Here is a 26,283-nt window from a genome sequence, read left to right on the forward strand (position 1 = left end):
TCAGTCTGATGTGAACAGAACTGTTCAGGATGGTGATGCGCAACATGCCTGCCGAGACGGAAATCGAGACCGGGACGGGCGATCGCGCGAAGGAACTGGAGGATGTGAATCTAAACCATTTCCTTCAGGCCTTTTTCGACCAGGTTCCGGCAATCCTCTATATCAAGGATGAAGCCGGGCGCTACGTGAAGATCAATCCGCACTGCGAGCAGATCTTCCACGTCAGTGACGCGGACGCGCGGGGGCAGACGGACGATAAGTTCTTTCCGCCGGAAATATGCGCGCAGTTCAAAGCCAATGACCGCATCATTCTCGAAAGCGGCGAACCGCAGACCTTCGAGGAGACTGCGGTCATCGGTGACGAGGTCCACACGTATCTCGCCCGCAAATTCCGCGTGAGCGATGAACGAAACGGCAAGCATTACGTCTGCGGAATATCGACCGACGTCACGTCGCTGAAGAACTCGGAGAACAAGCTCGCCGCCGCCACCGCGGAGGCGGAGCGCGCCAGCCGGGCCAAGTCGCAGTTCCTGGCCGCGATCAGCCACGACATGCGCCAGCCGATCCAGGCGGCGTCGCTGTTCCTGGGCGTGCTGGACGGCCGGATCACGGACCCGAAGGCACGCGAGGTACTGGAGCGGGTGCGGTCTTCGATCAACGCCGTCCACGGCATGCTGGGAGACCTGCTCGACCTGTCGCGCCTTGACGCGGAACTCATCGAACCGACGCCCAGGCCCGTCCCGATCGGCGAGATCCTGTCGCGCCTGCACGCCGAGTTCGCGCCGCAGGCGGATCTGAAGGGCATCACCCTGCGGACCGTGAGGTGCGCCACCAACGTCTCCACCGACCCGGACCTTCTGATCCGCATCCTTCGCAACCTGCTGGCCAACGCCGTCGCACATACCGCATCGGGCCGCATCTTGCTCGGCTGCCGCCGCAGCGGCGAAGCACTGCGGGTGGAGATCGCGGATACCGGCGCCGGCATCCCCGAGGGGCAGCGTCACAGGATTTTCGAAGAATTCTACCAGATCGGCAACTCGGAGCGGGACCGTAGCCGTGGGTTCGGGCTCGGCCTCGCGATCGTCAGTCGGATCGCCAGGATGCTGGGCCACCCCGTGGCCCTGCGTTCCGCCGTCGGCAAGGGGTCGGTCTTTTCGGTGACGATCCCCATCGCGGCGCCCGTGCCCTTATCGGGTCCGGAGCTCCGATCCCGCGATGGTGCGGACGAAGGAAGCATCGCCTGCCGTCCCGTGCTCCTGATCGAGGACGATCCCGCCGTCATGGGTGCCTTGGAAATGCTCCTCGAGGAATGGGGGCTGCCGGTCGTGACCGCCCAGACAATCGAGGAACTGGCCGACAGCCTCGGCCGGCTGGAAACGGCGCCTGCGTTGATCATCGCCGACTACCGCCTGCCGGGCGGCAGCACGGGCGCAGACGCCGTGGCTTTGGCGCGCTCCCATGTGTCGCCGGACCTGCCGGCCATCATCATGACGGGCGACACCGCGCCGGAGCGGCTGCGTGAGGCCCGCGCCAACGGAAGCCATCTGCTGCACAAGCCCGTCCAGGCCGATCAGCTCCGCCATGCGGTCGGGACGATCCTGGGACGGCAAGGCGCCTCGGAGAGTCCGCTAGAGGCCGAGGGCCGGGAACAGGGCTTCGCCCGCCTGGACAACGCCGGCCAGGATCGCCGCGGAAACGAACACCGTCGCGACGCTCAGGCCGAACCCGGCCATCAGCATCACGCCGTCGCGCTCGGCAAGCCCCAGTGAGATCACGCACAGCGCGATCGCCGGGAACCAGCCCAGCAGCGGAATGGGCGTCATCAGGACGACGCACAGGGCCACGCACAGCGTACCGATCAGACGTTCGCCGAGAGGCGAGGTCAGCCACGGCATGCGCGGCCTGAGCACCCCTTCGAGCCGCCGCATCAGCGGGATGAGCTTGTCGAGCATGCGCGCCGCCTGATCCCGCTTGATGCTGCCCCTGAGCAGCCCGCGCGGCAGCCAGACCGACTGCCGCCCGATCATCAGCTGGACTGAGAGCAGCACCAGCGGAAGGTCGAACACGATCGCCATTCCGATCGGGAGCGGCAGCAGCGTCGGCAAGGCCATCGCCAGCATGAATCCACCGAACGCGCGGTGACGCAGGGCGTCCACGAGGTCGGCGAGGCTGACGCGGTCGACCGGAAGGTTCTCCCGGAACTCGGTCAGGAGATCGGTGATGCGTCGTGTGTCGCAGGCCGTTTCAGCATCGATAACGGCAGTCATGGGAAAGCAACCATCAACAAAAGGGAGCTCGCAGGCTGGAGCGTGGATGACGTACGGCTCGGATGCCGCCCGACGCCGTACCGGACTTGAATCCGTACCGCCTACATAGGACAGTGTACGGGCCGCACAATAGACGGGTCAAAGCAGATCCGCCATTACCCAGGAGGAAACACAGAGATGCCACAGCCGGATCACGCGATGGCCTTGCCCGTACCCGAAGCGGACACCCTGGACGACGATCTGAAGGCGTACTTCGCCAAGTGCGAGGACAAGCTCGGATTGGTGCCGAACGTGCTGCGGGCCTACAGCGCGCGGCCGGAAAAGCTGCGTACATTCATCAAGCTTTACAACGAGTTGATGCTGGGCGGCAGCGGGCTGGACAAGCTGGAGCGCGAAATGATCGCGGTCGTCGTGTCCTCCGCGAACCGTTGCTACTATTGCCTGGCCGCCCACGGGCAGGCGGTACGCAGGCTGTCGGGCGACCCCCAGCTGGGTGAGATGCTGGTGATGAATTATCGGGTGGCGCCGCTGCCGCCGCGCCACCGCGCCATGCTGGATTTCGCCTGGAAGCTGACCGTGACGCCCCATCTGATGGGCGAGGAGGACCGGCAGGCGTTGCGCGACGCCGGCTTCGCCGAGGCCGATATCTTCGACATCGCCGACGTCGCCGGCTTCTACAACATGTCCAACCGGGTCGCATCGGCAGTTGATATGATGCCCAACCCCGAGTACCACGGGATGGACCGGTAAGCCGTCCAGCGATCGGGCAGCAGCAGGCATGGGGTCAACTCGGGAGACACGATGTTCCGCTTCATCAAGGGCCTTTTCGCGCTGATCGGCCTGATCACCGTGCTGCTGGCCGTCGGCGGGGGCTATCTCGCCTATCGTGCCCTGGAGCGGGAAGATCCCGTTCCCGAGAGCATCGTACTCGACCTTGACCTGGACCAGCCGCTGGCGGAGTACGTGCCCGACGACCCGCTTGCGGGTGCGCTGTTCGCGCGTACGGAAAGCCTGCGCGACATGGTTGACGTGCTCGACCGCGCGCGGAGCGACCCCAGGGTAAAGGGAGTCGTGGCGCGGCTCGGCGGAGACCGGATCGGTACGGGCAAAGTCCAGGAACTGCGGGCCGCGATCCAGCGGTTCCGCGACAGCGGCCGCTTCGCGTTCGCGTTCGCCGAAACGTTCGGGGAATTGGGGCCGGGGGACCGTGCGTACTATCTGGCCAGCGCGTTCGACCGGATCTGGCTTCAGCCCGTCGGGATGGTCGGATTGACCGGCATCGGCGCCACGGTCCCGTTCGCCCGCGAAGCGCTGGACGAGCTGCGGGTCGAGCCCGAGTTGCGGCATCGGGAAGAATACAAGAGCTTCATGAACACCTTCACCGAGCAGGGCTTCACCGAACCTCACCGGGAGATGATGGAGGCCTTGGTCGGCGACCTGCATGAGCAGCTCGTCTCCGGCATCGCCAAGGGTCGGGGCGTGGATCCAGCCAGCCTGCGCCAGCTGATCGACCGGGGGCCGTTCCTGGACCGGGAAGCCCTGGAAGCGAAGTTGGTGGACCAGCTGGGATATTTCGACCAGGTCAGGGACGCCGCGCTGGAACGCGCCGGGACCGGGGCCGAGCTGGTCGAGGGTGGCGATTATCTGGACGTCGCCGGACGCCCCCATGAGGCGGGACCGACGATCGCGCTGATCTACGGTACCGGTTCCATCCAGCGGGGGGAGAGCGGGGTCGATCCGCTGATGGGCGGCGCGTCGATGGGATCGGACGACGTGGCGGGGGCTTTCGAGGAAGCGGCCGATGATCCCAGGGTGCGCGCGATCCTGTTCCGGATCGACAGCGGCGGCGGTTCCGCCGTCGCGTCCGAGACGATCCGCCGGGCGCTGGTCAAGGCGCGGGAAGCGGGCAAGCCCGTGATCGTGTCGATGGGCGAAGCCGCCGCGTCGGGCGGCTATTGGATCGCGATGAACGCCGACAGGATCGTCGCCCAGCCCGGCACGCTGACCGGGTCGATCGGCGTCGTCGCCGGCAAGCTGGTGACGGCTGGCCTTTGGGACAGGCTGGGCATCGACTGGGAGCAAGTGACCCGCGGTCGCAACGCCACCATGTGGTCACCGCTGTCACCCTACAGCGAAAGCGAGTCCCAGCGGCTCGATACGATCCTGGACGACATCTACGGCGCTTTCGTGCGGAACGTCGCCGAGGCGCGCGAGCTACCGGCCGCTGCCGTGCGGGACATCGCCAAGGGCCGCGTCTGGACGGGCTCCCAGGCCAAGGCGCTGGGCTTGGTGGACGATCTGGGGGACATGGACGCGGCGCTGGGATTCGCCCGGGAAGCGGTCGGCCTCGCCCGCGACGCCGAGGTGACGCTGCGGCTTTTCCCCGAGCCGGAATCGCCCTGGCGGCAGGCGCTCGACCTGGTCTCCGGACGGTCGGAGGCGGCCGCGACGTCGGCGGTGCTGACGCGGCTTCAGCCGCTGCTTCAGGAACTCGCTCCGCTGGTCCGCGATCCGGCGGCGGAGACCCTGTCCATGCCGCCGACCGGCCTGCGCCGCTAACCCGACCCCAGGGGCGCGAGCCGGCACAGGAATGTCGGCTCGGGTGGGCGGACGCTCGACTCCACCTTGGCGCAGCTGTCGTCTTGGATGGCGAAGCCGAAGGACCGGAACGCCGCCTCCACTCCCTGCCCGCGCCGGTCACGGCGGAACATGCCGAAAACCGCCCCTTCGTGCCCAGAGACGATCGCCGCGGCCTGCCGGGTGAAGGGGTTCCCCACCCGGTAGACATAGTCGAAGCCGTCCAGCCGGATGAAGCGGTTGGACGGATGGAATGCCGGGATGAAATGCGCATCGGCGCTGCGCCCCGCCATCAGGATCACGGCATCCCGCAGGCCGCGGTACTGCGCGGGAACGGATGCTCCGACGAACGGATCATCGTTCCAGTCCTTGCGGGCGAAGTCCGCCTTGCTGGTGGTCAGCACCAGGGCAAGGCTGCATGCCACGGCGGCATACGTGCCGGCCCGGGCACCGAACAGCGCCACCAGCATCACGCAAAGCAGCAAGGGCACCAGCATCTCCAGCGGCACCGCGTAGCGGTAGATCGAGAACAGGACGAGCCAGCCGGCATAGCCGACCAGCGCCGTCCACAGCAGCATCCGGACGTTGTTGCCGGTGAAGATGCCGCCGTTCAGCCGCCAGCGGACCATTCGGGTGGTCAGGGTGGCGACGAGCAGGGCGATCGCCGCGGTGAAGGCGGCCAGCAGCCGGAAGTCGCGCCAGGGCGCCTCGGAGATCCTGTCGCCGTCGAAGCTGAAGATGACGGGATAGACAAGATATTCCAGCACATCCGCCGGGAGATACCGCAGGTCCCGGCCGTCCCCCGCGTCGGCGAAGGGCGATCCGAACAGGCGATTGAAGAACGGGAAGAAGGGATTGCCGAACTCGGCCTGCATCCGCGCCATCCAGAAGCCGGCCGACAGCAACAGGCCAACGCCCGCCCCGGCCCCGGCCGCGATGCAGGCCGTCATCCGGTCACGAACCCGGCCGGCGGTCGCCAGGGGAGCCGCGACGATCGCAAGCACGAAGGGCGCCAAAGTCAGCTTCAAACCCAAGCCGAGCCCGACCACCAGCCCGGCACAGGCCGGACGCAGCAGCTTAGGCATTTGCGGGACGCCTGCGGCGGGCTTGGCCAGCAGGATCAGGAGCGCCCCCAGGAAAAACAGGCTGGCGATCAGGTCATGGTGCCAGGATCCGAGCGTGCCCATGGCCGCCGCCGTTCCGAAGCCGGCGACCGCCAGGAAGCCCGGAAGCAGGTTGGGCATCCCGACGAATCCCCTCACCCGAGCCCCAAGCACGAGGCGGGCGCAGTGGAACACCAGGATCACGTTGACGCCGTGGATGGCGCCGAGGATGAAGCCGACGGCGCGCGCCGGCAGGTTTTCCACGCCGGCATAGAAAGCGATGTCCAGGACGGGGTTGAGGAAGGTATGGAAGACCGCGGGCAGGACATCGTAGCCCAGGCGGTCGTTCAGGAAGGCATAGCCGTTGTAATAATGGTAGTGGAGCAGGTCCCAGGCCATGCTCTTGCCCATGTACAGGGACAGGAGCCCGGAGCCCACGGGCGTCAGCCAGACGAACACCGGAATGGCGGCATTGATGAAGTACCGGAGGAGTGACAGGCCATCGCTCTTGCCGCGGTTCGTTCCGCATGTAGTCGTTTGTGCCGTCATGGAGGTTTCCGGCTTTCTTGCGCTTGGTTCGGTAGCGCGTCATTTACCGGCAAGGAATCAGCGGCCGGCCGTGTTCAATTTGTGACGCGCCCCTCTCAAGCGGGCTTACCCGTCAGCCTTCCCGGGCACCCCCGATGAGGAATTCCCGGTTGCCTTCCGGTCCCAGTATCGGGCTTTCGGCGATGCCCAGGACGCGCCATCCGGGTAGGCCGGACAGCCAGGCGGAGATGGTATCGCAAACCTCCCGGTGGAGTTCGGGATCGCGAACCACTCCCCCCTTGCCCACCCGGCCCTTGCCCACTTCGAACTGGGGCTTGATCAGCGCCACCAGCTTGGCACCGGGCCGCGTCAGTCTCAATGGCGCAGGCAGTACGGTCATCAGGCTGATGAAACTGGCGTCACAGACCACCAGGTCGATCGATTCGGGAATTTCCGCTGCAGAGAGGTTACGTGCGTTGGTCCGCTCCAGTACCGCCACGCGCGGGTCCTGCCGCAGCTTCCAGGCAAGCTGCCCATGCCCGACATCGACCGCGTAGACCTTGGCAGCTCCGCGGGAGAGCAGGACGTCGGTGAAGCCGCCGGTCGAGGCGCCGACATCCAGGCAGACCAACCCTTCGGCATCGATGCCGAAATGGTCCAGCCCCTCGACCAGCTTCAGCCCGCCCCGCGACACCCAGGGATGGTCCTGCCCCTTGAGGGAAATCGGGGCGTCGGTGGCCAGCATGTGGCCGGCTTTGTCGATACGCAGCGTATCTGAATAGACGAGGCCCGCCATGATCAGGGCCTGCGCCTTGGAACGGCTTTCGACGAGGCCGCGTTCGACGAGCAGGCTGTCCACGCGCGAGCGCGTCATGCGGTTCTTCCCTTGTTGATGGGGTTCCATCTTAGGGGTCCCGAGGGACCGGTCAATCACCGGATCGCCATGGCGGCCTTTCGCGCTGTCACGCCATGGCATTCAATCAAGATAGCTGATGCTTTTCAACCCGATGCCGATGAGCCGTCCGTCGGACGACAGCCCGACCTGCTGCGGAGACCGTGGGTTGGCTATATCAAACCCGATCCTGATCGGCTCCCCCGCCGCGGCAACGCTGGCGGGGATGTCGATCTTCATCCTGATGTCCTGCGAACCGAGCTGCATCTCTCCGACGCGTTCCCCGGCAAGTCGAACCGTCACGGCGACCGCTTCGGACCCGGTGGGCTGAAAGCCACTGGCTTGGATCTCTATGGCGAATGGCTGCCTTGAGTCGAGCGGCGGGATAGCGATCTCCGCCGTAGACCCATTGCTCCAGGTTCCCCATGCCTCGGACGCGAACCAGCCGTCCAGCAGGAGCAGCGCGCCATCTCCCGCCGTCGTGAATTCGAACCGTCGCCCCGCCTCGACCGGAGCGTTGGACGTCGTCCGAACACAATGCTGGTCGACCACCACGGTGTTGCTGTTGGACAGATCCGCGACACGGCAGTTCGGCCGGTCATAGAGGGCGTTCCCGGGATTGGTGATGACGCGCGAAGCATCCGCTGCTTCCCCGACCGGACGCCCGACCAGAAGCTTAAGCACGGTGTCGCCCCGGGGATGACGAAGATCCCCGATGCTGATGAGGTAGTTCAAGGCCGGCGGCACTCCGCCGTGGATGAACAGCGTTTTCTCGGATCCGGCGTCGCCGGAATGATAGGCGAGATAGTGAGCTGCAAATCGCTGGTAAGGAACCACTTTGGCGATTTCCGAGACCTGCGGGGGCATTATCGACATCAGCACGGCGACCGGCAGCAGAGCCGGCACGAGGCCTCGGGCGAACCGCTCTGTGACTGATGCTGCGACCGCTTTCCCGGTTAAGACCAGTTCCGATATGGCGAAGCTGACCGGCAACATCATGAGCACCGCGATCTCGAACAGAAGCATGCTGTGAACGCCGAACATATGCTTCTTGACGGCGTACAGCGATCCGGACCCGGTCACCGCGAGGGCGCCCGCCTGCATCAGCATAAGGCCGGCGGTCGCGGCCCCCATGCAACCGATCATGCCGAGGGTGAAACGGGTACGGGATGCCTTGAATGCCCCTTCGGCACGCCAGCCCGCCGCCACCAGCACCAGCGAGATGAACATCAGAAGCAGCGCGATGCCGGCGAGGTACTGGAGTTGACTGGGATACAGGAAACTCAGGGCGCCGTCGTTGGCCGCGATCTTCCTCATCGCGGCAAAGCTCGGATGCTTGAGCACCACTACGGCCGCGATGGCGGTGCTCGCCAGGGCGGTCCAGGGCAACTTCCCCCGCGCGCGGATAGCCTGGATCATTTCTATCGCGGTCAGGAGACCGAAGAAAGCCACCAGCTTCAACGCCGGCAGAAGATGGACCCATGCCACGAAATAGACGAACAGCGGGACGAAGGCGTCGCCCCACCGCCCTGACCCGCGCCGGTGAAGGCTGAAAAGGGTCCAGGCGCCGACATAGAACCCGGCCTCGCCGACGACCTGAGCGAAGAAGAAATTGCCGATGATCTCGTCGCCATGCACCGACCCGAACCCGAAGCGGGAGACGAGGTGAACGAGGATGCCCCCTGCGATCAGCGCCGGTATCAGCCCGAGTTCCTTCAGGAAGAGACCGGCAACTCCCCATATGACCGTCAGCGCGACGATCGTCAGGATCGACATCCCGGCCAAGCCGCCATCGAGCAAACCGCCGATCACGGCCGCCAGCCAGTGCGACAGGTTGGGATAGAAATTCATCTCGTCCAGGTTTGGCAGAAATTCCGGGCCGACCCGCCAGTCGCGCATGATCGTCGCCACCAGCGCATAATGATGAGCGACATCGACGGAAAGGCTGTACAAAGCCGGGGCGTATAGGATGGATAATCCGGCACAGGAGATGGCCAGGAAAAGGATCGTCCATCCCGGATAAGGCTCCGAAACTCGGCTTTCCTGACCATGCGCCGTGCCGTCAGTGCGTCCGGTCACCGCAGCATCGGACGTCGCGGAAAATAACTTCATGTTCCAGTCCTGTATTCTCGTATCCTAATCCGATCGGCCCTATGTGCCTGACCGAGCTTGGATCGCCGTTTCTGAATGGTCGGGCCTTGTTGATCACTCGGCACCGGCCAGTTCAGGCCGGCCGACGGTCAGCGGATGGCGGTCGGTGGAAAGGCCAGGATTCCTGAGGCATATCATCAGGAAGGACGCCGCGATGGACAACCATGGCGACTGCATGGAGACCGGTAAGCCTCGATCGGAGAGTGGTGCGCACGACCGCCGGCACTGCGGTCAGACAGGTTCGAGTAACTGTCCTTTTCGCCCGGACAGGGCTAAGGCTCGGCACCGGGATGCCGGTCGCGCATGGTGGTCGCGACAAGGGCATAATGTTGCGGCGGATCGAGCGGCAACCCGAGGAAATCGGCGACGAGGCGCAGGCAGGCGCCGAGGTCGACCAGGAGTACCAGCGGCACCGCCCGACCGCGCAGGGGTGCCGAGACGGCGCCCGCGGACGGGTCGGACGTGGACCGTGACGTCGGCGCGGCATCACGGGCAACCGTCTGCGGGTGGGTGCGGTCATGCAGCGACTTTCTTCTCTGAACAAGCCAGGACCGCTTCGCCTGCCCGATGGGCCCAGCACCCATCGGCCGTCACACAGGATCCGGCTCGATCACGCCGGGACGGCAGCCCCCAGCCAGCGCAGCATCAGCTCGGACGCCTTGTGGCCCTCGCGCACCGCGTAATTGGTCCCGCGATCTTCCGGATAGACCTGCGCCATGGTCGAGACGAACAGATTGGGCAGCGGGGACTCCATGGCCGGCATCAGGCTGGAATAATTGCGCTCCACTACCGGCTGCGCGTGCTCGGCGCGCCAGACGTGGGAGTCCTTGATCCAGGAGCGGTCGAACTTCGGAAACATCCGCTGGATGTGCGGCAGGGCATACTCCATCGCCTCCTCGGGCGACATGCCATAGAGCGGATCGTCGGTCTGCAGGTATCGCGAAAGATAGACGATGTGCCGTCCGGCGTAGGAGGCCGGCGGCTCGAAGTTGGTGTGCTCGATGATGCCGACGAAGGGGAAGGTCGGATCGTTGACGTTGAGCCAATAGGTGTCCGACAGGCTGCGATCCAGTTGCAGGACGATGCAAACGTTAGCGAGGTACCGGATACGCCGTAGCTTGGCAAGGTAATCGGCTGGAAGCTGACCTTCGAAAATGTCGGCGGTGATCGACAGCGGAGCGGTCGAGAGCACCGTGGTAGCGGGGATCGTCCCCGCCGAGGTGACGACGCCGGTAACCCGTCCCTGCTCGACCGTCAGTCCGGTGGCTTTGGTTCCCAGCAGGACGCGCCCGCCGGCCCTCCTTATGTAGTCACCCGCCGCATCCGCCAGGGCCGCGAAGCCACCCGTGTAGTAGGCAAGGATCTCCTGACCCTTGGAGCCACGGCTGCCGCCCCGCAGCACCAGCTTTTTCCAGAACCACACGGCGGAGATCTCGTCCGCGACCGAGCCGAACTTGCCGACCATCAGCGGTTCCCAGACCACCCGGTAGACTTCCTCGCCGCACAGCTTGGTCAGCCACTGCTTGACGGTCAAACCTTCGAGTTCGCGCCAGTCCTTGACCGCGCGCACCTGGAAAACCAAAAGGCCGAGCCTTATGCGGTTGATCGGGCTCAGCGGCGTGAACTTCAAGACGTCCAACGGGCTGCTGAGGCGGAAAAAGTTCTTCGCATAGTACATGCCGGTCCTGGTCGGGCGCAGGACGATCCTGTCTTCCTTCCCCAATTCCTTGATCATGTCCATGATGTGCTGATCACTGGCAAACCAGTGATGATAAAACTTCTCCAGGTTCTGCCCGGCCACCTCGAAACCGCCGGCAAGACCGCCGAGACTGGTGTCGGCTTCGATCACGGTGACCGGCCGACCTCGCTTCGCGAGGTCCATCGCGGCGGCCAGTCCCGTGAACCCGCCACCGATGATGACGGCGCCGGACTGGAGAGGGGTTTGATCGGGCATTTCTTTGACCTTGGTTCTGAGCGTCGGTTTCTGGCAGTCTTGAGCGGCAGCGCGGATCGGGCCGGCGGTCATCCCGACGGGCGGACCGCCCGCTGGCGCAACCGGGAAAATCCGCCGGCCGCCAGGAACGCGGTGCCGACGAGAGTCGTCGTAACCCACAGGATGAGGTGGACGGCCACGGCGAAAGCGCCCGCCACCGCGGCGCCGGTGCCGAACGCCTTGAGCGCCTCTATGGCGAAATAGTGGAACGTCCCGACATATCCCGGCGAACTGGGAATCATGGTCGACAAAGTGGCTGCCGTCATGGTGAACAGACCGACCGTTGGAGGGTGATCCAGGCCGACGGCCAGCAGCGTCGCGACGAAGACGCCGCCCTCGAACAGCCAGGACAGCACCGTGACCAGCATGAGCAGAAACACCCTGCCGCCGGATCGCAAGCGGATGAAACTGTCGAGGATGTTCCGTGCGATCCCCGCCAGGACTGTAACGATGCGGTTGCCGCGCAACGCGCCGCTGCCGGCGACCAGATCGACAAGCCGCCGGGCATGAAGCGGAACCAGGAAAACCACCCCGAGCGCCACGACGACCGCGACGGCAAACCAGCCGGCCAGGGTGACCAGGGTTTGCGGCACGGCCGAGGACGGCACCAAGGTGAGCGTCAGGAAGAACAGGCACAGCAGCACGCACAGATCCAGGATCCGTTCAACCAGCAGCGTGCCCGCAACGAAGCTGGGTTGCAGGCCGAGCCGGTCGCGGAACGCGAAGATCCGGACGACATCACCGGCACGCAGCGGCATCGTGTTGTTGACCGCGATGCTGATCATGAAAGGTCCGGCACAGCCGAACAGCGACACGTCCGATGCCTGGGCCCGGAGCATGATATGCCAGCGGACGATTCTAAGCAGGTAGCCGGCTGCCAGCGACAACACCGCGGCGATCAGCCAGGCAGGATCCAGCGACGCCAGGGTATCCAGCACCTGTGCGGGAGAAAGCTGCCGCGCGACAAGAAAAACGAAAACGGCGGTGATGGCAAACCCCACCAGCGTCCGCACCCAGCCGGCACGGCCGCCCCGCCCGGATCCGCTCTCCTGGGATCCGGCCCCGTCCCGCTCCGGCCAAGGGTTTGCGGGTTTGCTCACGATGTCACGTCCACACTTTCCAGGGAGCTTTCCCGCCGGCCCACAACTCCTCTAGCGACCGCTTGTCGCGCAGCGTATCGACCGGCTGCCAGAAGCCGCGGTGCCGGCGCGCCACCAAGTCCCCCTGGTTCGCCAGCGCTTCCAGCGGCTCGCGTTCCCAACTCGTCGCGTCTCCTTCGATGAGGTCGATCACCGACGGCTCCAGGACGAAGTAGCCGCCGTTGATCCAGCCGACCTCATCCTGCGGTTTCTCGCGGAATGCACCGACATGGCCGTCATCGTCCATCTCCAGCGCTCCGAAGCGCCCGGGCGGTTGCACCGCCGTAACGGTCGCCGCCTTGCCGTGCCGCTTGTGGAACGCGACCAGTTCCTTGATGTCCACGTCCGACACGCCGTCGCCATAGGTCAGCATGAAAGTCTCGTCGCCGAGATACTCCCGGACACGCTTGAGGCGACCGCCGGTCATGGTGTCGATGCCGGTGTCGATCAGAGAAACGCGCCAAGGTTCGGTCTGATTGTTGTAGTGCGTCCGCGTGCCGTTCACGAAATCATAGGTCACGTCCGACGTATGCAGCGCATAGTTCGAAAAGTATTCTTTAACGTAGTAGGACATGTAGCCCAAGCAAATCACGAAATCGTTGAAGCCGTGGTGGCTATACGTCTTCATGATGTGCCAGAGCAGCGGTTTGCCGCCGATATCGATCATGGGCTTGGGGCGCGTCGCGGTTTCCTCGGCCAGCCGGGTACCGAAGCCACCGGCGAGAATGACGGTCTTCATGGATGGATCAATCCTGCATCTGGTCTCGCCCGCCAAGCCGGCAGCGGGCTTGTCACTGTTGCTCTTCGGCGGACATGTGGGCGTACTCCGGGTGCCCGGCGTCTGATTCGGCGGTCAGAAGGGGACGATCCATGGAATCGATCCGGCTTTCTATGATGGTCAGCGGAGCCCGCTTGACGTTCTTGTAGATCCGCCCGAGATACTCGCCGATGATGCCCAGCAGCAGGCTGTTCATCCCGATCGAGAACAGCAGAAGGATGCTCGTGCTCGCCAAGCCCTCCGGCCAGTCGCCGCGGAACATCCAGCGCGCAAGCGCGTAATAGATCATGCCTATGATTGCAAGACCGAACATGATCAAGCCGGAGAAAGTCGCGATCCGCAACGGCAGGACGGAATGGTTCAGGATCCCGTCCATGCCCAGGCTGATCAAGCGCCAGAGATTGAACTTGCTTTCGCCGCGTTCGCGCGCGTAGCGATCGTAGGGAACGCCGATCTGGCGAAATCCCAATGTCGCGATGATGCCCCGGATGTAGGGTTGCTGATCCTGGATGGTGGCTAGATAGTCCAGTATGTCGCGGTCGATCAGCCTGAAATCGCCGGCGTCATGCGGCAGATGCTCCTCGCTCAGAAGGTCGATCAGGCGATAGAACAGCTTGCGGGACCGGTGGAGCATCCGGGAGTCGCCTGGACGTTTCCGGCGCACTCCGTAGACCACCTTATAGCCCTGCTCCCACAGGCGGATGAACTCCAGCATCAGCTCCGGCGGATCCTGGAGATCGCAGTCGATCTGGATCGCAGCGTCGCCGCGCGCGTTCCGGTAATTGGTCAGGATCGATTTCTGGAAACCGAAATTGCGTGAGAAGCGGAGCACTCTGACCCGCGGGTCGCGCTGGGCCATGGCGGCCAGCACCTCGAAAGTCCGGTCGGTACTGTGATTATCGGTGAATAACAGTTCGAAATCATAACGGTCCGCGACCCGCTCCATGACGGCGCAGACCCGCCGGTGGAGCGGCTCGACATTGTCCTGCTCGTTATAGACCGGGACGCAGATCGTAATGAGCTTGCGCGCGGAACTCATGGGGATCGTCTCTCCGCAAGGGCACTCACCATGGAGGCGATGCCGTCATCCAACCCAATCCCGGGGGTCCAGCCCGTCGCCTCGCGGAACCGCGTACCGTCGCCGACCAGCCACATCAGTTCGTCATGGCGGTAGGGCCGTGCGCCGAAACGCAGCAAGGCACGGGGGCGGCCCAGGGCGTCGGCCACCTTCTCGGCCACCTGTCCCACGGTCACCGGTTGCCCGGAGCAGAGATTGAAGACATCGGTCCGCCCCGGCCGGGTGATCTCCGCCGCCGCGACGAGCCCCTCGACCACATCGTCAACATGAAGGAAATCGCGCGCCTGCGCTCCGGGGGTGAGGTCGACTTCTTCGCCGCGGCCGAGGCGTCCAATCAGATATGGGATCAGGCGGTAGTCCGCCTCGCCCGGGCCATAGGTGCCGAACAGCCGCATCCAGCTGAAGCCGATGCCCAGAGTCTCCGCCATGGCGCGACCGATCATGCCGCCGGCCGCCTTAGATGCGCCGTACAGCGCGGTGGAGGTCAATGCGTCGCCCTCCCCGACCGGGCGATGTTCCGTCGGTTCGGCGTATTCGGAGCAGGAGCCGGCATAGACGATGCCGGCGACGCTCCACCGCTTGGCGATTGCGGTCAAGGCGACGGTACCAGCGACATTGGTCCAGGCCATCGCCGAAGCATCCCGCTGCTCCGGGCGGACCCCGTAGGCGGCAAGATGGAACAGGGTGTCGAACGGACCCTCGACGGGAACGGCGTGAAGCCCCGCCTCATCTAGCGCGGCAATCTCCAGTGCATGTGCACCGGCGGGCGTTGGTCCGCCCCCCCGCACGAGGCAGGTCACCTCATGCCCGTCTCGGACCAGCCGTCCGACAAGGGCACGCCCGATGAAGCCGGTCCCTCCGGTGACCAGGATGCGGCGGCCGCTCATGTCGTGGGTTCCGGCCGGGAAGGCGAGTCCCGATATGACGCGATCTGCTCGGCAAGCAGAGCTCCAGCACCGGTCGGATCGGCGGCGTAGCGCCGGTACCAATCCGTAGTGAGGTTTATCGTGGTGTCCAGGTCCAGGACCGGTGACCAGCCCAGCAGGCTGACCGCCTTGGAGTGGTCAAGCCTCAGGTAATTGGCCTCGGCGAGCGGCGACTGCTCGATCCTGATCTCCGCCTTGCTGCCGGTCCAGCCGGCCAGCATTTTGCGGGTCAGCGTCTCGACCGTCACCTCGTTCCCCTTGTCGGGACCGAAGTTCCAGCCCGAAGCGAAGGCATCACCTTCCAGGTGAAGGCGCTGGCCGAGCACCATGTAGCCGCGGATCAGTTCCAGCACATGCTGCCAGGGACGCACCGCGCCGGGATTGCGCAGGACCACGGTCTCGTCGGCGGCGATCGACCGGACGATGTCCGGAACCAATCGATCCTCCGACCAGTCCCCGCCGCCGATCACGTTGCCACCGCGCGCCGTGGCGACCTTGACACGCCCCTCCATCGCGAAGATGGAACTGCGGTAGCTGTCGACGACCAGCTCCGCGCACGCCTTGCTGTTGCTGTATGGATCCTTGCCGCCCAGCCGGTCGGTCTCGCGATAGGGCCAGACCCATTCCTCGTTGGCGTAGCACTTGTCGGTGGTGACCGCGACCACCGTCCGAACACTATCGCACTGGCGCGCCGCCTCGAGCACATGGACGGTCCCCATCACGTTGGAGCCGTAGGTCGTCAGCGGGTCGCGGTAAGAGCGGCGGACCAGAGGCTGGGCCGCCAGATGGAATACGATCTCCGGCTTCGCCTCGTCAAAGACCCGGCGGACCAGGGCGAAGTCTCGGATGTCGCCTATGTGGGAAGTCATGCCAGAGGCGATGGCGGCATCCTCGAACAGGCTCGGACGCCCCTCTTCCGGAGCGAGGGAGAGACCGGTCACCTCTGCGCCGCACAACTTCAGCCATGCGGCCATCCAGCTTCCCTTGAAACCGGTATGGCCGGTGACCAGAACACGCTTGCCAGAATAGAAATCACGGAATCCATGCATCAAAAGCCGCCTCAACCTTAATTATAAAGCAATCAAGCGTTATTCAATCATCACCACGGCTATCGAAGGCAATACCTCTTTGGGCGGCGTAAGCCTTAAAATCTTTGAGCGGCGTAAGCCGTACACAAGGGGAGTGTTTGATGCAAGCATCGATAAACGCACATCCTGCGACTTGAAGACCTAGGCGTGGTCACCCGTCGCAGCCACACAGGATAACTATTTGAACCTTTATGGAAATTTCTGCTCGGACGTCATTTGCCACCGCCGGAACATGGCAGCATCCCATGCCCCGGCGCCACTGCCCGCCGTAACCCGTTGTCAGGCCCGTACGGCGCCGTGGCCGGGCAAGGCGGCCCCGTCCACTCCCATCGCCTTCAGGGCCGTCGCGACGATATGCCGGGCGGCAAGGCCGGCTTCCTCGTACTGCTTCACGGGCGTGTCATGGTCCAGGAACTGGTCGGGCAACACCATACACCGGATCTTCAGCCCGTGGTCGAGCAGCCCGGCGCCGGCCAGGAAGTGCAGGACGAAGCTGCCGAAACCGCCGACCGAACCCTCCTCGATGGTGATCACGACCTCATGCGAAGCGGCGACCCGCCGGATCAGATCCTCGTCCAGCGGCTTGGCGAAGCGGGCATCCACGACCGTCGTGGACAGGCCGTGCGCAGCCAAGTCCTGGGCAGCGGCCACGCATTCCTGGAGACGGGCGCCGAAGCTGAGCAAGGCGACCTTGCTGCCTTCCTGGACCACCCGCCCCTTGCCGATTTCCAGCACCCTGCCCCGCTCCGGCATGTCGCGGCCGACGCCTTCGCCGCGGGGATAGCGGAAAGCGCTGGGCCGGTCGTCGATCGCCGCGGCGGTCGCGACCATGTCCATCAGTTCGACCTCGTCCGAAGCGGCCATCAGCACCATGTTCGGCAGGCAGCCGAGGTAGGCGATATCGAATGCCCCGGCATGGGTGGCGCCGTCGGCGCCGACCAGACCGGCGCGGTCGATCGCGAAGCGGACCGGCAGGGACTGCAGCGCCACGTCATGGACGACCTGGTCATAGCCGCGCTGCAGGAAGGTCGAATAGATCGCGGCGAAGGGCTTGTACCCCTCGGTCGCCAATCCGGCGCAGAAAGTGACCGCGTGCTGCTCGGCGATGCCGACGTCGAACAGGCGGTCCGGGAAGCGCTTGTCGAACAGGTCGAGGCCCGTGCCGGACGGCATAGCGGCGGTCACCGCGATGATCTTGTCGTCGGCTTCGGCTTCCTTGATCAGCGCCTGGGCGAAGACACGGGTATATGTGGGCGCGTTGGACTTGGCCTTGGCCTGGGCGCCGGTCACCACGTCGAACTTGGAAACGGCGTGGAGCTTGTCGGCCGATGCCTCCGCCGGTGCGAAGCCCTTGCCCTTCTGGGTCACCACATGGACCAGGACCGGCCCCGTGTCCTCGGTGTCGCGCAGGTTCTGCAGCACCGGAAGCAGGTGGTCCAGGTTATGGCCGTCGATCGGGCCGACATAGTAGAAGCCCATCTCCTCGAACAGGGTGCCGCCGGTCACCATGCCGCGGGCGTACTCTTCCGCCCGCCGCGCGGCCTGCTTGAGCGGCCGGGGGAAATGCTCCGCGATATCCTTGGCGAGGTGGCGCAGGCTCAGGTACGGCTTGGACGAGATCAGCCGCGACAGGTAGGCGCTCATGGCGCCGACCGGCGGGGCGATCGACATGTCGTTGTCGTTGAGGATGACGATCAGGCGTGACTTGTCGTCGCTTCCGGCGTTGTTCATCGCCTCATAGGCCATGCCGGCGCTCATGGCGCCGTCGCCGATCACGCAGATCACATGGTTGCGCTTGCCTGACAGCCGGTTCGCGACCGCCATGCCGTACCCGGCCGAGATCGAAGTAGAGCTGTGGGCGGTGCCGAACGGGTCGTACTCGCTCTCCGACCGCTTGGTGAAGCCCGACAGGCCTCCCCCTTGACGCAGCGTGCGGATACGGTCGCGCCGCCCGGTGAGGATCTTGTGCGGATAGGCCTGGTGTCCGACATCCCAGATCAGCCGGTCATCCGGCGTGTCGAAGATATGGTGGAGGGCCACCGTCAGTTCGACCACGCCCAGGCCGGCGCCGAGATGGCCGCCGGTCACCGAAACCGCGTCGATCGTCTCCGTCCGCAGTTCGTCCGCCAGTTGCCGCAGCTGATCGGGCTTGAGCTTTCGGATCTGGGCCGGAACGGTGCAGCGATCGAGCATCGGGGTCTTGCTGGGTGCGGTCAATACAACCTCCTCTGGTCAGGCGCGCCGCTCAATGACGCCGCTCAACGACATAGGTTGCGACAGATTTCAGGATATCCGCCCTGCCGTCGAAAACTTCGAGATGACGGGCGGCCTGGTCGGCCAGCAGGCGCGCTTGGTCGCGCGCGCGCTCGACGCCCAGGATCGAGACAAAGGTCGCCTTGCCGGCCGCCGCGTCCTGGCGCGCCGGCTTGCCCGTAACGGACGGGTCGCCGTCGATGTCGAGCAGATCGTCGGCGATCTGGAAGGCAAGGCCCAGGTCATGGGCATAATTATGCAGGGCCTGCATCTGGGGCGGCGACGCACGCCCCAGGATGGCGCCGGCGCAGCACGAGAAGGCGATCATCTCGCCCGTCTTGAGCCGCTGAAGCCGGGTCGTGGCTCCCATGTCGAACTGCGTCGTCTCCGCGATCAGATCGAGCATCTGGCCGCCGACCATGCCGTGCATGCCGGCCGCCTTGGCCAGCGCCGCGACCAGCGAGCAGCGGACCTTGGGATCCTCGTGCGTCGCCGGATCCGCCAGCACCTCGAACGCGAGGGTCAGCAGGGCGTCGCCGGCCAGGATGGCGGTCGCATCGTCGAAACGCTTGTGGACGGTCGGCCGGCCGCGCCGCAGGTCCGAATTGTCCATCGCCGGCAGGTCGTCGTGAACCAGCGAATAGCAGTGGACGAATTCCACGGCCGCCGCCACGCGCACCGCGCAGTCGCGGGCGACGCCGAACAGGCCGGCGCTGGTCATGACCAGGAAGGGCCGCAGCCGCTTGCCGCCGCCCAGGCACGCGTAGCGCATCGCCTCGAACAGCTTGGCCTCGGTGGTGTCGGACATCGGCAGGAGATGGTCGATTTCCTGTTCGACCAGTTCGGCCGCTTCGCCCATGGCGGAGGAGAGCTCGTTCACCACTATTCGATCCGCGCGGGTTCTGCGCCGATCGAGCCGTCGGCGGCGACGGTGATCCGGTCGACCTTCGCCTGGGCCTCGCGAAGCTTGGCTTCGCAGTGGCGGCGTAATGCCGTGCCGCGCTCATAGGACGATATCGCGTCGTCGAGCTTGGCGCGGCCCTCCTCGAGCTGGCGTACGATACGCTCCAGCTCGCCCAAGGCGTCTTCGAAACTCAGCGCTGCGACATCGGGGGGTATTGCGGGGTCAGCCATCATCCTACCGTCACCAGGGTACCTTGGCGACTTTAGGGCGGTCGCCGGCCTGTCCGCAAGTCCGGCTTGGCTGCCGGACCGCGAAGGCGGACCGATCCCCCTGACGTGGAGGCCCGGCGGATCAAGCCGCCATCAGTTCCTGTACGTGCGCGGCGCAACTTGAGGCAAGGGCGCGAATGTCGTACCCCCCTTCCAGGGTAGATACGATGCGTGCACCGCAATATTCGCGCGCGAACTCGCCGAGCTTGCGGGTCACCCAGACATAGTCGTCATCGACAAGGTGCAGGCTGGCCAGCGGATCCCGGGTGTGCGCGTCGAAACCGGCCGAGATCATGATCAGCTCCGGCTGGAAATGCTCCAGCGCCGGGAAGATCCGGGTCGTCATGGCGTGGCGGAACTCCGGGCTGCCCGCCATCTCCGGCAGCGGCACGTTCACGATGTTGTCGGCTACGCCGCGCTCCTCCAAGAGCCCGGTGTTCGGGTACAGGTGGGCCTGGTGCGTCGAGGCGTAGAACAGGCCCGGATCGTTCTGGAAGATGTCCTGGGTGCCGTTGCCGTGGTGGACGTCGAAATCGATCACGGCGACCCGGCTGATGCCGTGGACCTTGCGCGCATGCTCGGCGCCGACCGCGACGTTGTTGAACAGGCAGAAGCCCATCGCCCGGGCCGTTTCGGCATGGTGGCCCGGCGGCCGGGTGGCGCAGAAGGCGTTGCGCGCCTCACCGCTCATCACCGCGTCGACCGCGGCGCATACGGCGCCGGCGGCACGGAGCGCCGCCTCCCCCGAGCTGGGGCACAGCACGGTGTCGTTGTCCAGCTCCACATGGCCCTCGGCCGGGATCGCTGCCAGCACTCGCTCGATGTAGGAGATCGGATGGACCCGGGCGAGTTGCTCGATCTCGGCGCGCGGCGCGATGCGGCGGTCGAGGAAATGGAAAGCCTCGCCTTCCAGCGCCGCCAGGACGGCTTTCAGGCGCTCGGGGCATTCCGGATGCCCGATGCCGGTGTCATGGTCGATGCAGGAGGGATGGCTGAAAAGGGAGGTATACATTGGTCTTCTTCTTTTTCTGAGCGTTTCCCCGCGTGACGGGCATGGTCCCAGATCGCTACCCGGTTTGCATCGGGAAACTTCCGAATCCAGCCTCACGGCATACCGCGCTTCCCCCCTCGGCGGGGCGGCACCTCCGGGCGGCGAAGGCACGGCTCTCTCCAGTATCCGCGAACGGCGGACTTTCCGCCGCAACTATTCCTGGGAAAAGGCAGCGCCATCTTGCCGCGCCCGGTCAGCCGGCCTTCCGTATCCTGAAGGTATAGACGGCGCCGTCCTGGTCGACCGACAGGAGTTCGTGGCCGGTCGCCTCGCAGAAAGCCGGGAAATCCTTCGTGGCGGCGGGGTCGGTCGCCTCGATCACCAGGACGTCATCGGGAGCCAGGTGCTTCATCGCCTTCCGGGCGCGCAGCACGGGCAGCGGGCATGTCAGGTCCTTCGCGTCGAGGGTGTGATCTGCCATTGCGGTATTCCTTGAATGCTGATGGAGAAAGCTGATAGGAGCGGACCGGCTTACGCTCCACGGGAGCCCGGCGGCAAGCCCGGCCGCGCCGCATCCGGTCGCTTGACGGGGGACGGTGAATTGGCTTTACGGAGCAGGCCGGATCGCCGATATGTAAGCTTGGCCTTAGAATTATCAGTCTACCTTCGCCCTTTCCCATGCCGGTTCCGGGGCGACCGGCGGCAGTGAGAGAACCGCGTCAGTATGACCATAGAGGATCTTCAGGAAAGCGCCCGCGAAGCGAGCAAACTGCTGAAGGCGATGAGCAACGAACGCCGACTGCTGATCCTCTGCCACCTCGCCCTGGGGGAAAAGTCGGTCGGCGAGCTGGAGGCGCTGGTGGACCTGAGCCAGTCCGCCCTTTCCCAGCATCTGGCGCGGCTGCGCCGGGACAAATTGGTGCGCACCCGACGGTCCGCGCAGACGATCTACTATTCCCTCCAGGGTGGCGAAGCGGCGGCCGTGATGAAGGTTCTCCACGATCTTTACTGCGCGCAGCAGCAGGAACAGGCGGATACACCGGCGACCGAGGACAGCGCCGCCATCGCCTGAGTCAACCACCAGGCCCCCGCCCTTCCCCGGACCTCATCATCCAGCGCATCCCCACGCCGGCCAGGGCCAGCCAACCGGCCATGAAAGCGAGCCCCCCGACCGGCGCCACGGCACCCAGCAGGCTGGGCCCCTGCACCGCAAGGAGATAGAGCGCCCCGCAGAACAGCAGGGTGCCGATCAGGAAGCACCACCCCGCCGCTGCGAGCAGCCAGCCTCCCCGGCCCGGCCCCCCGAAGCGGGCCAGCGCCGCGACCCCGCCCAGCGCCAGGGCGTGCCACATCTGGTACTGTCCGGCGATCCGGAACAGCTCGATCGAACGGGCGTCGGACAGCCCGTGCGAGGCATAGGCGCCGGTCGCCACCGCGATGCCGGCGCTCAGCGCCGCCAGCACGAGCCAAAATCCGGTGATGCGTCGCGACATGAATCGGTTCTCCTGCTTTCCGCCGCCTGACGCCCTCGTCTCCGCCGAACCGCTCGGCGCGGACGGGTATGGCCCGACGTTTGCTATGACCATATGGGTGAGCAGCGGCGACCAGCTATATCCTTTGGTTTATGCAAGCTGCTTCGCATTTTGCAATTCGAGACGCCGAGCCGAGGGACCATGCCTCATCTTTCGCGCATTACGCCAGTCCTCAAGCAAAGCATCGACGACCGGTCCGGGAAGTTCAGGGGCGCGCGCCGTCCGCCGAATTCCGGGCCGCAGGGAAGCGATGGGGCGCTGGGCGCATTCATGGCGTCCGCATTCGACGGAATGGCCCTGCTCAAGGCGGTCCGCGACCCGAACGGCCGCATCAGCGACTTCCGCTGGATGCTGATCAACGAGGAAGGCGGACGCCTGATGGCGCGCCCCTCTGCGGACCTGATCGGCCGCCGGCTGACGGCGACGCTGCCCGACCTGGTTCCGGGCGGCCTGCTCGACCGGCTGGCCGCCGTCGCGGCCTCGGGGGAATGCGCGCGCTTCGAGGCCCCCTCCTGCGACGCCGACGGCGGGTGGTTGGAGTATTCCGCCGTTTCGGCCGACGGCGGCGTCGCCTTGAGTTTTCGCCCGGCGCGATCCTGGCGCGGCGGTGTGTCGGCCGAGGATGCACGGAACGCCGACCGCGCCAAGGCCACGTTCCTGTCGCTGATGAGCCATGAGATCCGGACGCCGCTCAACGGCGTGGTCTGCGCGCTCGACCTGCTCGCGGAAGGCGTCGCGCGGGAGGACCGGGACGCCTTCATGGAGACGGCCCGCAACTCCGGCAGGGATCTGGCCCGGGTCATCGACGAGATCCTGGATTTCGCGAAGCTGGACAGCGAACCGGTCGAACTGATGGATTGCCCGTTCCGTCTTTCGGACCTGGTCGCCATGGAGGTCGACGCGGTGATCCGGTCGGCCGAAGCCAAGGGACTGACCATCGCCTGCCGTATCGACGCGGCGTTGACCCGGACCGTGCGGGGCGACCGCCAGAAACTGGCCAGGATCCTGCGGAACCTGCTGTCGAACGCGATCAAGTTCACCGAAGCCGGAGGACTGACCGTGGCGCTGGAGAGCGCCGATGCCTCCGCCGACGATCTCGCGGGTGGGCGAAGCGGTGGTCTCGTGCCGTTCGTGCTGTCGGTCACCGATTCCGGCATCGGGATCGACCCCGCTTACCGGGAAAGCCTATTCGAAGCCTTTACCCAGGAAGACTGGTCGATCAAGAGGCGCTACGGCGGCTGCGGCCTGGGACTCGCGGTCGCGAGCCGGCTCGCGGCCGCAATGGGAGGCCGCTTGACGGTGCTCAGCGACCCGGGGCACGGCAGCAGCTTCCGCCTGCACCTGACGATGCGGGCCGCCGACGGCCCGCAACCGTCGCCGGACTGCACGTCGAACAAGATTCGGCCCCATACGCCGACGCGCCAAGCCTCGCTACCCGGTCCGGCTCGCGGGGATTCGCGGCCGCGGGTGCTGCTGGCCGACGCCAGCGAGGCCAGCCGGATGGTGACCGGATTGATGCTGATGCGCGCGGGCTTCCTGGTGCATACCGTGACCACCGGTCGGAGCGCGGTCGAAACGGCGCGTAAAACGCGGTTCGACGCCGTCCTGCTGGACATAACGATGCCCGATATGGGCGGCCTGTCCATGGCTTCGGCGATCGTGGCCCCCGGGGAAGTCAATGCGGGAGTACCGATGATCGGCATGATGGCGCATGCCGATGCGGCGGACGCCGGCCGCTGGCGCGCCGCCGGCCTCGCGAGCCTGCTCGTCAAGCCGTTTCAGAAGCGGGACCTGCTCGGAGTGCTTGAAAGCTGCATCGGCGTCTCGGCCATTGCGGCCGAATGAAACCGCCTGCGGGATGGATCAGCCGAACAGGGCGTCGATTTCCGCCTGGCTGATCGCCTTGCCCTGGAGCTGCGGCCCGTTCAGCAGCTTGGCCTCCTCCGCCACCGGCACCTCGACCGAGGTCGGCAGGTTGGCGAATGCCTCGGCACCCCAGGTCTGGATCATGTTGACGACCCGCTCCTCGATGAAGTCGAGCGTCCGTACGACCTTGCCAATCCGCTGGCCGGTAATGTCCTGGAAGTTGCACGCCTCGAAGATGCTCACGACGGCGTCCATGATGCCGTCGAGGTCGGCCTTGCCCTCGGGATCGTCGGTCCTGGCCTTGAGCTTGACCGCCGTGCGCTCGATCAGTTCGGCCGCGCTCAGCACCCCGTTGGTCGCGTGTTCGGTCGCGCTGACGATGGCGGCCAACTCCTCGCCGGCCACCACAAGCCTATCCTGCTCCGCCTTGGGATGGCGGAGCGCCGCGATCTCGATGTGGGTCGCCTGGATGCGCTGCTGGAGGTCGGCGACGTCTGGTCCGGGTCCGGGGAAGGACGGTGGTCCGGACGCGGGGGCCGGCTCCGTGACCGGCTGAAGCGCCGCCAGTTCGTCGAGCCGCCGCTCGATCCGGTCGATCGCCGCCATCAGTTCCGCGGGCGTGGCCGTCGGAACGGGAGGGGGAGCCGCAGGCTCCGGCTTCGCGAGGGCTTCCAGGTCGGATGGCGCCCCGTGCCGGAAAGGCAGGCCTCGGCGTTGCAGTTCTGCGGTGAATGGCTTGGCCGACATGCCGTCGATCTCTGCGAAGCTGGTACGGGACAACAGCGGCAGAGTATCGACGTATACACTTTATCGAAGGTTAACAGGTCCCATGCGAATTGTCGCATTTCGGTTGAAACGGGGAATTCGGCGATCGGCGCGCGCGACCGCCGCGCCCCCAGGCACCGGCATCAGAACCGGCCGCGGTCGTGGGGAGCGCCATAGTCCAGCGCCGGCCCCTTCGGCACGATGCCGGTCGGGTTGATGGTCTTGTGGCTGCCGTAATAGTGCCGCTTGATATGGTCGAAGCTGACCGTCCCGGCGACTCCGTCCACCTGGTAGAGCTCGCGCAGGTAGTTGGACAGGTTCGGGTAATCCTCGATCCGGCGCAGGTTGCACTTGAAATGGCCGACATACACCGCATCGAATCGGACCAGGGTGGTGAACAGCCGCCAATCCGCCTCGGTCTGGCGGTCGCCGGCGAGATAGCGCTGGCGGCTCAGCCTCTCCTCCAGCGTGTCGAGCGCCTCGAACAGTTGGTCGAAGGCCCGCTCATAGACAGCTTGGTCCGTCGCGAAACCGGCCTTGTAGACGCCGTTGTTGACCCGGTCGTAGACATAGGCGTTGATCTCGTCGATCTCGCCGCGCAGGTCGGCCGGGTAATAGTCGACCGAGGAGTCGCCGAAAGCGTCGAACTCGGTATTGAGCATGCGGATGATCTCGGCCGATTCGTTGTTGACGATCGTCCGCTTCTGCTTGTCCCACAGCACGGGCACGGTCACCCGGCCGTTCATGTCGGGCTTGACCTCGGTATAGACCTCGTAGAGGAAGCGCTTGCCGTTGACCGCGTCGGCGCCGGGCGCCAGCTCCCAGCCGTTCTCCAGCATCAGCGGCTCGACCACGGAGACCGAGATCACTTCGTCAAGCTTCTTCAGCTTGCGGAAGATCAGGGTCCGGTGCGCCCACGGACAGGCCAGCGAGACATAGAGGTGATAGCGCCCCGGTTCGGCCTTGAAGCCCGACGAGCCGTCGGCCGTGACCTGGTTCCGGAACGCGCTTTCCTGCCGCTTGAAGGCGCCGCCCGTCGATTTCGTGTCATACCACTGGTCGTGCCAGCGCCCGTCGATCAGCAAACCCATGGTCGTTCCCTTCAGCGTTGCGTTGCAATCCCTTGCCGTGCCTCCGATAGAACCGGAGGCACGGGTCTTCAACATCGGCCACGCAGCTTTGG

Annotated in this window: 23 protein-coding genes and 1 pseudogene; 5 read left to right on the plus strand and 19 right to left on the minus strand. The window is 65.5% G+C overall.

Annotation, left to right across the window (positions count from 1 at the left end):
- Positions 1 to 44: 44 nt before the first annotated feature.
- A pseudogene (locus JL100_RS17440) lies at positions 45 to 1,529 on the plus strand (hybrid sensor histidine kinase/response regulator); the annotation flags it as partial.
- Positions 1,530 to 1,628: 99 nt separating this feature from the next.
- On the opposite strand, the gene JL100_RS17445 reads toward JL100_RS17440, so the two are convergent.
- Positions 1,629 to 2,267 (minus strand): exopolysaccharide biosynthesis protein, encoded by a 639-nt coding sequence (locus JL100_RS17445; RefSeq protein ID WP_228420766.1) that lies wholly within the window; start codon positions 2,265 to 2,267, stop codon positions 1,629 to 1,631.
- A 177-nt stretch (positions 2,268 to 2,444) separates the two neighbouring features.
- On the opposite strand from JL100_RS17445, the gene JL100_RS17450 reads away from it, so the two are divergent.
- Together JL100_RS17450 and sppA are read left to right on the plus strand one after the other, a co-directional pair.
- Positions 2,445 to 3,017 carry a peroxidase-related enzyme gene (locus tag JL100_RS17450; RefSeq protein WP_202678710.1) on the plus strand — a complete coding sequence of 191 codons (573 nt, stop codon included), beginning with the start codon at positions 2,445 to 2,447 and terminating at the stop codon, positions 3,015 to 3,017.
- 51 nt (positions 3,018 to 3,068) lie between these two features.
- Positions 3,069 to 4,826: a signal peptide peptidase SppA gene (gene sppA, locus JL100_RS17455; RefSeq protein ID WP_202678711.1), complete on the plus strand. Its 1,758-nt coding sequence runs from the start codon at positions 3,069 to 3,071 to the stop codon at positions 4,824 to 4,826.
- On the opposite strand, the gene JL100_RS17460 is transcribed toward sppA, so the two are convergent.
- The 15 genes from JL100_RS17460 to JL100_RS17530 all read right to left on the minus strand — a co-directional run bounded on the left by JL100_RS17460 (position 4,823) and on the right by JL100_RS17530 (position 21,418).
- Positions 4,823 to 6,496 (minus strand): hypothetical protein, encoded by a 1,674-nt coding sequence (locus JL100_RS17460; protein ID WP_202678712.1) that lies wholly within the window; start codon positions 6,494 to 6,496, stop codon positions 4,823 to 4,825. The two genes, sppA and JL100_RS17460, sit on opposite strands and share 4 nt — an antisense overlap.
- A 112-nt stretch (positions 6,497 to 6,608) precedes the next feature.
- Entirely contained in the window at positions 6,609 to 7,349 is a 741-nt protein-coding gene (locus JL100_RS17465) for a TlyA family RNA methyltransferase (protein WP_202678713.1), read from the minus strand.
- Positions 7,350 to 7,451: 102 nt separating this feature from the next.
- Entirely contained in the window at positions 7,452 to 9,479 is a 2,028-nt protein-coding gene (locus JL100_RS17470; RefSeq protein ID WP_202678715.1) for a DUF7024 domain-containing protein, read from the minus strand.
- 311 nt (positions 9,480 to 9,790) lie between these two features.
- Positions 9,791 to 10,102: a hypothetical protein gene (locus JL100_RS17475; RefSeq protein WP_202678716.1), complete on the minus strand. Its 312-nt coding sequence runs from the start codon at positions 10,100 to 10,102 to the stop codon at positions 9,791 to 9,793.
- A 26-nt stretch (positions 10,103 to 10,128) separates the two neighbouring features.
- Positions 10,129 to 11,544, minus strand: a complete 1,416-nt coding sequence (locus JL100_RS17480) for an NAD(P)/FAD-dependent oxidoreductase (protein WP_202678718.1) — start codon at positions 11,542 to 11,544, stop codon at positions 10,129 to 10,131.
- A complete protein-coding gene (locus tag JL100_RS17485; protein WP_202678719.1) occupies positions 11,541 to 12,524 on the minus strand; it encodes a lysylphosphatidylglycerol synthase transmembrane domain-containing protein in 984 nt (327 codons plus the stop codon). The genes JL100_RS17480 and JL100_RS17485 overlap by 4 nt, the downstream gene beginning before the upstream one ends.
- A gap of 91 nt (positions 12,525 to 12,615) precedes the next feature.
- Complete coding sequence (gene rfbF, locus JL100_RS17490; RefSeq protein WP_202678721.1) at positions 12,616 to 13,389, minus strand: glucose-1-phosphate cytidylyltransferase; 774 nt, start codon at positions 13,387 to 13,389, stop codon at positions 12,616 to 12,618.
- Between the two features lie 52 nt (positions 13,390 to 13,441).
- Positions 13,442 to 14,467: a glycosyltransferase family 2 protein gene (locus JL100_RS17495; RefSeq protein WP_202678724.1), complete on the minus strand. Its 1,026-nt coding sequence runs from the start codon at positions 14,465 to 14,467 to the stop codon at positions 13,442 to 13,444.
- Complete coding sequence (locus JL100_RS17500) at positions 14,464 to 15,393, minus strand: NAD-dependent epimerase/dehydratase family protein (RefSeq protein ID WP_202678725.1); 930 nt, start codon at positions 15,391 to 15,393, stop codon at positions 14,464 to 14,466. The genes JL100_RS17495 and JL100_RS17500 overlap by 4 nt, the downstream gene beginning before the upstream one ends.
- Positions 15,390 to 16,406, minus strand: a complete 1,017-nt coding sequence (gene rfbG / locus JL100_RS17505; RefSeq protein WP_407696867.1) for a CDP-glucose 4,6-dehydratase — start codon at positions 16,404 to 16,406, stop codon at positions 15,390 to 15,392. Before rfbG ends, JL100_RS17500 begins: the two co-directional genes overlap by 4 nt.
- Positions 16,407 to 16,799: 393 nt before the next feature.
- Positions 16,800 to 18,737, minus strand: coding sequence for a 1-deoxy-D-xylulose-5-phosphate synthase (gene dxs, locus JL100_RS17510; protein ID WP_202678736.1), 1,938 nt, complete (start codon positions 18,735 to 18,737; stop codon positions 16,800 to 16,802).
- A gap of 28 nt (positions 18,738 to 18,765) precedes the next feature.
- Positions 18,766 to 19,632 carry a polyprenyl synthetase family protein gene (locus tag JL100_RS17515; protein ID WP_202679365.1) on the minus strand — a complete coding sequence of 289 codons (867 nt, stop codon included), beginning with the start codon at positions 19,630 to 19,632 and terminating at the stop codon, positions 18,766 to 18,768.
- A 23-nt stretch (positions 19,633 to 19,655) separates the two neighbouring features.
- The gene (locus JL100_RS17520) at positions 19,656 to 19,907 is read right to left on the minus strand and encodes an exodeoxyribonuclease VII small subunit (protein WP_158048179.1); all 252 of its coding nucleotides are present in this window, start codon (positions 19,905 to 19,907) and stop codon (positions 19,656 to 19,658) included.
- Between the two features lie 121 nt (positions 19,908 to 20,028).
- A complete protein-coding gene (locus JL100_RS17525; protein ID WP_202678738.1) occupies positions 20,029 to 20,958 on the minus strand; it encodes a histone deacetylase family protein in 930 nt (309 codons plus the stop codon).
- A 232-nt stretch (positions 20,959 to 21,190) separates the two neighbouring features.
- Positions 21,191 to 21,418, minus strand: coding sequence for a sulfurtransferase TusA family protein (locus JL100_RS17530; RefSeq protein WP_202678740.1), 228 nt, complete (start codon positions 21,416 to 21,418; stop codon positions 21,191 to 21,193).
- Positions 21,419 to 21,661: 243 nt separating this feature from the next.
- Between JL100_RS17530 and JL100_RS17535 the strand changes: the two genes are divergently transcribed.
- Positions 21,662 to 22,009: an ArsR/SmtB family transcription factor gene (locus JL100_RS17535; RefSeq protein ID WP_202678742.1), complete on the plus strand. Its 348-nt coding sequence runs from the start codon at positions 21,662 to 21,664 to the stop codon at positions 22,007 to 22,009.
- Position 22,010: 1 nt separating this feature from the next.
- Here JL100_RS17535 and JL100_RS17540 read toward each other — a convergent pair whose 3' ends face one another.
- Complete coding sequence (locus JL100_RS17540; RefSeq protein ID WP_202678744.1) at positions 22,011 to 22,430, minus strand: DUF423 domain-containing protein; 420 nt, start codon at positions 22,428 to 22,430, stop codon at positions 22,011 to 22,013.
- 309 nt (positions 22,431 to 22,739) lie between these two features.
- Between JL100_RS17540 and JL100_RS17545 the strand changes: the two genes are divergently transcribed.
- On the plus strand, positions 22,740 to 24,314 hold the full coding sequence (locus JL100_RS17545) for an ATP-binding protein (protein WP_202678752.1): 1,575 nt from the start codon (positions 22,740 to 22,742) through the stop codon (positions 24,312 to 24,314).
- An 18-nt stretch (positions 24,315 to 24,332) separates the two neighbouring features.
- Here JL100_RS17545 and JL100_RS17550 read toward each other — a convergent pair whose 3' ends face one another.
- Complete coding sequence (locus JL100_RS17550; protein ID WP_202678754.1) at positions 24,333 to 25,082, minus strand: protein phosphatase CheZ; 750 nt, start codon at positions 25,080 to 25,082, stop codon at positions 24,333 to 24,335.
- 161 nt (positions 25,083 to 25,243) lie between these two features.
- Positions 25,244 to 26,191: a glutathione S-transferase family protein gene (locus JL100_RS17555; protein ID WP_202678756.1), complete on the minus strand. Its 948-nt coding sequence runs from the start codon at positions 26,189 to 26,191 to the stop codon at positions 25,244 to 25,246.
- Positions 26,192 to 26,283 lie beyond the last annotated feature (92 nt).

Source organism: Skermanella mucosa (genome assembly GCF_016765655.2).
In the GTDB taxonomy this organism is placed as follows: domain Bacteria; phylum Pseudomonadota; class Alphaproteobacteria; order Azospirillales; family Azospirillaceae; genus Skermanella; species Skermanella mucosa.